8 protein-coding genes and 1 pseudogene are annotated in these 7,023 nt (G+C 34.0%); 1 reads left to right on the forward strand and 8 read right to left on the reverse strand.

Annotated features, from left to right (window positions below):
• Positions 1-14: 14 nt before the first annotated feature.
• Positions 15-284: a hypothetical protein gene (locus tag WC955_03970; GenBank protein MFA5858202.1), complete on the forward strand. Its 270-nt coding sequence runs from the start codon at positions 15-17 to the stop codon at positions 282-284.
• Between the two features lie 3 nt (positions 285-287).
• On the opposite strand, the gene WC955_03975 is transcribed toward WC955_03970, so the two are convergent.
• The 8 genes and pseudogenes from WC955_03975 to WC955_04010 form a co-directional block, all read right to left on the reverse strand.
• Positions 288-785, reverse strand: coding sequence for a hypothetical protein (locus WC955_03975; GenBank protein MFA5858203.1), 498 nt, complete (start codon positions 783-785; stop codon positions 288-290).
• Positions 773-1,015, reverse strand: coding sequence for a hypothetical protein (locus WC955_03980; GenBank protein ID MFA5858204.1), 243 nt, complete (start codon positions 1,013-1,015; stop codon positions 773-775). Before WC955_03980 ends, WC955_03975 begins: the two co-directional genes overlap by 13 nt.
• Before the next feature lie 227 nt (positions 1,016-1,242).
• Complete coding sequence (locus tag WC955_03985; GenBank protein MFA5858205.1) at positions 1,243-2,070, reverse strand: HEAT repeat domain-containing protein; 828 nt, start codon at positions 2,068-2,070, stop codon at positions 1,243-1,245.
• Positions 2,071-2,315: 245 nt separating this feature from the next.
• A complete protein-coding gene (locus WC955_03990; protein MFA5858206.1) occupies positions 2,316-2,744 on the reverse strand; it encodes a hypothetical protein in 429 nt (142 codons plus the stop codon).
• The gene (locus WC955_03995; protein ID MFA5858207.1) at positions 2,741-3,817 is read right to left on the reverse strand and encodes a hypothetical protein; all 1,077 of its coding nucleotides are present in this window, start codon (positions 3,815-3,817) and stop codon (positions 2,741-2,743) included. Before WC955_03995 ends, WC955_03990 begins: the two co-directional genes overlap by 4 nt.
• A 374-nt stretch (positions 3,818-4,191) precedes the next feature.
• Complete coding sequence (locus WC955_04000) at positions 4,192-5,028, reverse strand: TdeIII family type II restriction endonuclease (protein ID MFA5858208.1); 837 nt, start codon at positions 5,026-5,028, stop codon at positions 4,192-4,194.
• The gene (locus WC955_04005; GenBank protein MFA5858209.1) at positions 5,025-6,212 is read right to left on the reverse strand and encodes a DNA methyltransferase; all 1,188 of its coding nucleotides are present in this window, start codon (positions 6,210-6,212) and stop codon (positions 5,025-5,027) included. The genes WC955_04000 and WC955_04005 overlap by 4 nt, the downstream gene beginning before the upstream one ends.
• A gap of 73 nt (positions 6,213-6,285) precedes the next feature.
• A pseudogene (locus WC955_04010) lies at positions 6,286-6,858 on the reverse strand (ATP-binding protein).
• Positions 6,859-7,023: the final 165 nt, after the last annotated feature.

The following is a 7,023-nucleotide window of genomic DNA, read 5'->3' on the forward strand; positions in this document are numbered from 1 at the left end:
AGGGTGGGTAATAAATGAATGTTTTGGATAAACATAAAGTTAGAAAGGTCTTGGTGAACTGCCGGAAGAAAGTTATGGCTATGGAGTCAATATCCTCAAGGAATAAGTGTGTGTTGTTCGATACGTTCGGGGTTGGTACCGGGAAGTTCAGGACGTATAAAGAGGTTAGTTCAACATATAAAGTGTCACCACGGAGAATAAGGAGTATCTGCGTTGATGCACTACAGAAGGTTCAACGGATGAGGAATAGGACGGTCAGGGAGGTGTGGGTTAAAGTAGTTTAATAACTAGAGAACAATATCTGTTCTTGGTGTTAACCGCATACAACTATACCGTGCAACGTTGTAAAACGAAATATGGAAATATGTAAAAAAATCTTCTCTGCCAAGCACAAACGGGCAGTCAGGCGAGTTGCCGGTTGAGTCTTCAATAAAACATATATCTAGCGCTAGAGGTTGTAGAAAACTGATTAGCGTGGTTCCCGAGTATATCTGTATTATCCCGGAATGCATGTATCCCCGCATAGGGTTCTTGCTACCGCCTATTCCGATAGGAGTTTTGATGTTGGTACCGTGTTTTATACGATGCAGGTTGTGTTGCAGTTGTATCGCACCGATAAAAGCCGGTGCTGTTGAACGGTCTGCACCGGAATCTACTACCGCGTTTTCTATAATCGTAACGATGTTGTTTGCCGGGTTCGTAACTTTAATTTTTATTACCGGCTGAGCGCCGTGCGGGTACCTAAAAAGAATGGAGTGGTTACGGTCGTACTCTACCAAAGGCATAGGGACTTGTTTTTGTTGTTGTACGCGATCGAGATGTTTTCCCGGGTATAACCTTTCTCCAATGCTTTATCAAAAGCTGTTTTACCGTTGTCGTCAGAAACGATGATATTGTGTGTTTTGTCGTAAATAATGTATGTGCCTTCGTTATGCAGCGATATCATCCCTTTTGATTCAACAACAATCTTGGGTTTTGGTTCTGTTAATATTTTTGTTACACTTTTTTTAGGCATACTTGTTCCCCTTTGCTAGTTAACTGGTTAAAAGAGTATATAAAAACCCGGGGGGTTGTCAATAGAAGCGTGGCGGGGTAGAATGTGTGCAGAGGTGAAAGTTGTTGGAAAAAATCGAGTAGGTTGTCCAGCCAGGCGTTTTATGGGTTGGTAGGCGCCCGGGTTCGAGCGGAACGGAAAATACGCGGGATCAGTGTTGAAGAGTTTTTTAAATTTTTTGTTTATTTTCATTCTTTTTTTCTCTCTATATTTGTTTCTTCTGCTTTCTTAAGTTCTTCTTGCATTTCCTGATATTCTAATTCTTGTAATCTCTTTTTGCTCTTTTTATCTCCAATTTCTCTCAAAATTCCTTTTGCAATATTTTTCACATAATAATTTTCAGACTTAAGCATTTCATCTATCCTAGATAATATAAATTCTTTATCTCCTAACTCAAAAAGACAATACGTCGCTTTAGCACAAACTACTTCATCTTTATGATGTAACAATTCCGTTAATATTTGTTTAGTATTAAACTCTTTATAATATTCTCTATAACCTCTATGCGGAATCACAGACGTATCAATTTTATCTTCATATAAAATTTCAAGATGACCTTCTCGGGCATATTTCTCTAGTAATGTGATTATTTCTTTTGAACCATACCCATTTTTAAGCAACAACATGGCAGCTAGTATTTTATATTTTCCATTTTTTACGTATTCTTTGATAAATGGTAAAGCCATATCAGTATCTTTTATTCTTATCAATGACTTAAGAGCAGCTTCTTTCACATCCCCTGTTTCATTTTCGTCTTGGACTATTTTTATTAATGGCTCAATAATTTTCTTATCTTCTGAAACGCCAATATCATAAATTAGACGCCATCTTCTTTCTCCTTTTGCTGTTTTTAATTTTTCTAATAATTTAGGAAGGTTTTTCTTTATTTCTTCTTTTCGTTTTTGCTGTTCAATAATAAATTGTTTTCCTGATTTCTGATTTTCTTCTGCAAACACATTACAATTTCCAATAACAAAAAAACATACTGTCAGCAAACCTATAATATAATTCTTCATCTTTTTCACCTTCCCTTAAAATTCTCAACAAATAAAAAACCTCGAGATAAAATTAAAATATCACCGAGGTTACACATATAAATCGAACACGAACAACTCTTTATTGTTAAACTCTTTTTGATTGTTTGTCTGCTTCTACCTGACTTCACTAATTTCTCGCTTTCAATTGGTTTAAATTACTCCAATCTCTCTTAACATTTCTTACGTACCCAATAATTACTATTTAGAGCACCAGCACATAATATTTATGTGGCCATTTGTCCTGACCACAAAATTATAGCTTTAGATTGCTTTACATTATTTGGGTTACTTGGATCTACTAACGTTGCATTTCGTAATTCCCAATTCCCTGACGTTACCGGTAAAGTACCTGTTCCTGTGAATACATGAAGATACGTAAAATCCCCTAAGCTTCCATGGATTCTAATATACCATCCTTTATCATAATCAATGGCTTGAGCTGTTCCACCTTCTACCGGGGTAATGGAACTTCCATACGACCCTCCGTAATCAATCCCTCTATGAAACCATGTACCTGTGCTAACATTGCGGGGACCATAATCTGATGTTATTGGCCAAGACCATGGAGTTGATATAATGGGTTCAATAGAAAATATTATTGATGGATACCACAAGAATAAGCAACACAAAATAAATCGATATTTATTTTTCATTTGTTTATCTCCGGCAATTGTTTAATATCAATAATTTTAAAAGTTCTTTTATCATCCTGGGATATTTTAGCTTTATCATTATCAAGTATATCCTTGACATACAAACGTGCATCTTCCAATATATGTACATTTTTTGTGTCACCACTAATAAATAATGCCCCCTCTTTTATATTGACCAGAATATAATTTGGATACCAATTCATATTATAAACTTCCACTTCTCTTGATAACTCAATTTCTTTTCCTTCTTGGTCATATATTTTAAGCCCATTTTTACCATTCAATTGAAAACATATTATTTTACCGCTACCTGAATATTCTAATGACAAAATTCCCCAATCACCGTCTATAAAATCACTTGGATTCTCAAATCTTTCTACTGTTTTTGTCCACAAAACTTTTCCTGTAGCATCATATAAAACAAGTTTTTCTTCAAATAATGTTATTAATGGGTCATAAGATTTGTTTTCCTTCTGTTTTTTAACTTTATCTTCTTCTTCTTTTGTTTGCGGTTCCCACTTTTCATAAACTTTTTCATCCACTAGTGCTAATTGTCCAGTATTAGACACCAGCGCATTTCTATAGACATTTCTCTTACATAAATGCGTTTTATTCCAGTTTTGAGTAATTATAGTTTCTGATGGTTTCCATCCGTCTGTGGCTGATAAAACTATTTCTTTTAACAATTTCCCTTGTTTATCATAAAATCTTAATAGATTTGGATTAATATCGTTACATACCCAGTTTTTAGATTTATTTTCAAGTTCTTCAAATTTCTTCAGTAGACCTTTTTTTTCTGCTTCTTCATATGAATTAAGTCCTAATTGATCTTTCAATAATTTTTGTTCTTTAGCGTATACATAATCATTTTTTTCATGGTCTGTGACCATTCTACGACCAATTTCTTTACTTTCTTTGTCAAAAAAAACCATTTCGACAGTTTCTTTACGTATTATAGGTCCTTCTATTTGTTTTTTTAACACTCCTTGTTCAAGGTCTATCACATCACTTTTAGCCAAACTCACCAAAAGAAACAGAATAAATAAAACGTTCATACCAACTAACTTTCTCATCAACTTTTTCTCCTTCTTTGTTAATGTTTTAATAATCATATTCAAGACACCAAAATCCCTTAAAACGTTCAAATAAAAAATCCCTACTCATTTTTTTACATACAACATTACTTGCAGATTCCTTAGGTACAACGATTCAATGAAGTATTTTGAATCTACTAAAACAATACTAACAAGCACTGCGGTTGTTGTCAAGGCAACAATGTGGGGCGTTGTAGTATGATAAAATAAGCCCGGATATTAGGGATGTAGTGGTGGGTGGCCGTGTCCGCGAGCTGGCCGCAGAAATGTGTGCTTAGAGTGGAAGAAGGGAAAGAGAATCCGGATATCGGGGTCGCGCTAAGTATTGCAAGGGGGTTGGGTGTGAATGTGGGTTATAATTTATTTTCTTCAAGATTATCAGGAGGATTAATACCTAAGTATTCCCTATATATACTGTCCTTATAATCTTTACCGATTTCATTAATTGCATCAATAAATGCTTTATACGTTCCAAGCCCACCAATTTTTTCCCAAAATTCAGTTCCTATTAAAACAACCTTGTCTGTTTTCATATTAAACCATCTGGCAGGAAAACTCCATGAATAATTTTCTCGTTTTCCGTAAGGGTTATATGGTAAAGCATAGTAGGCATCATCAATCTGACATGGTTCCATACTGTAAAGTTTGAGTATCTTTTCCTTACTTACTTTTGTTTGGTCACTATTTGGCAAGGGGGCTTTTAATTCAAAAGCATATTTTTTACAATTCTGTCTATCCTCAGCATAAACATCACAAATAACGGTGACTGGAATAATTTTAGATGATTTCCCTTCTAAAATATATTTTAATTCTTGTTCCCAATCCGGTTTTATACGTTTTTTTCCTTTTTCAGAATGTTCTAGATTATTCAAAACTTCCTGTATTCTACGTAGTCTTTCAGAATTTACTTTTCCAATAATCTTATGATCTCTGTCTCCATAGCCAAGACCTTTATTAGCAGCAACAATAGCTAGTTTTTCCCACACATCACCAAAAGGAGTCACAAACCTTCTTTCAAAATGAGAACCCTTAAATATTTCATCCGGAACAAGAGCTGCATATAATGGTTTTTTTGATTTATGATCTTCTTTTACAAACGGGTCGTTTACTAAAACATTATTCATTACCCTGTCCATCATGCTTTTCACGACAGATTGAATTGCTATTTTCATTTCTTGTTCTTTAGTCATATTTTTTGCCAGATTAAAATGCTTTCATAAAAAGGAGTGCTTCTTCTGCCTGTTCTTCTGTTTACGTGACGGTTAATCACTTTAATTTCTTTAAACCCAACCACATCAGGTTTATATAAACCAAATTTGTCGTGCACAACTATTAATACAAGCCCGTTTTGCGTCATATAATTTCTTGTATGTAAAAGAACATCATTAATACCTTTTATATATTCATGTTTTGCTTTTTCTGATTGTCCGTTCTTCGCTGCGCCTATTTCTTTAATCTCATTATTCTGTAGCCCTAGAAGTTCATAAGCATATTTATGTTGTTCGTGATAGTCTATTAAACCAATATATGGGGGCGAAGTGAAAACCATGTCGATTCCTTTTGGCAAATCTACTTTCCTAGAATCTGCATGATTAACAGTAACGTTTGCTTTTGTACGAATAACAGAAAATTCTTTTATTCTTTCAAGGGTATCTAAAGTATAGTGAGACAAAAATTTATATGCACTTGTAACTGGTTTACAGGTTCTGTTGTGTTTATAACAGAAATAAGGTTGTACTTGAGGCATTTTTGGAAAATCTAAATCAAAATGAGTAACCATCCTAGCAGAACGTGCGGAACGGGAAAGGATAATTTTGAATAAATCCTTATAGGTATAATTCTTAATCAGGCTTAGATAAAACAAAAGCTCTTTTTGTGTGTTTGGTGCAAACCATGTTTTAATATACTGGTTTTGTGTTATGTTATGCCCACTATTGTTTGTTAAGTTATTACTCATGTATATGCTTAATTTATTTAAAATATCCTTAACTTCTTTTTCAAGAAGAAAGATGTTATATTCCGAGGTTTTCACCTTAGAAAGTAATGTGTTAAAGATAGAGATATCGGTACCGATTGAAGCAATACCTAAAGCATTTGCTTCAACTAGGGTCGTACCAGACCCGCAAAAAGGATCATAGACTACCTTTGGGTTGTATTTCCTTAAAAATACTTCAGCAAGCTGAGGGATAAACTTACCCATATATGGATGAAGCCTGTGAACATGTTTTGTTCTTTGCATTTCAGGCAAATCGCGTTCTCGCCAGTTAAGATTTAGATCTTCAATATTTGTGTTTGTATTTATGCGAGCAAAATCCGTAAACGGATTACGTTTATATTGTTTGGCGATATTTTGAGCAATTACATTGTCGTACATAGTAAACCTACCTTAAACCATATCATAAAATTTATTATATCATATCCTTGAAAAGCAAATCTTGGTTTTATTTCTATAGATCACCTTCTACTACTTCTTCTTCATTATTGTCATCTGAGTTATCGGATAATATAGTTGCAAACTTCAAGGTGTGACTGTCAGGTTTTTTATTGTCCGGTAGTTCGTTTATTTTAAGTTTTAATGGCATAGGAGTTGCGATGCCGCTAAAAATACACGTTCCGACTGATAAAGTGGGTATAGACTCTTCAGTTATTTTGTCTATATAGGAAACAGCGTTCCCAATTGTTAAAAGGTCTCTTTCATTGATGAGTTGATGAATAAAGTAATTATGTGCTTGAGAAATTATAGTGTCGGATATGTCATTAGGTCTTTGACTTGCAATAGTAACAAAAACACCGAATTTTCGTCCTTCTTTGATAATCTCTTCAAAAGTTTCTAATCGATAATCTTTCCAGTCTTCAGTCTCTCTAAAAGACGTTTTGGATAAAATATTATGGGCTTCATCAATAATAATATTCAATGTTTTTTTGTTGTTTTCCTTTTTATGTTCGTTATATAGTTTTTTTGCTATTAGTAATGGTATAGTTTTTCGCATATCCAAATTAACATCATGTAGGTTTATTATAGAACAGTTGAATTCCTTCCAAAAATTAGGACTTTCTTCGACTTGGAAAGTGCTATACTGCTCCCATATAAGATTATAGCAGAAATTGGTAGAATAAAGCCTCTGGAAAATGGAGGCAAAAAAGTATGGGGTATCGTAAATGGGACAGCGAAACGAAGTTTCTCA

It is taken from the genome of Elusimicrobiota bacterium, from assembly GCA_041658405.1.
GTDB lineage: Bacteria > Elusimicrobiota > UBA5214 > JBBAAG01 > JBBAAG01 > JBBAAG01.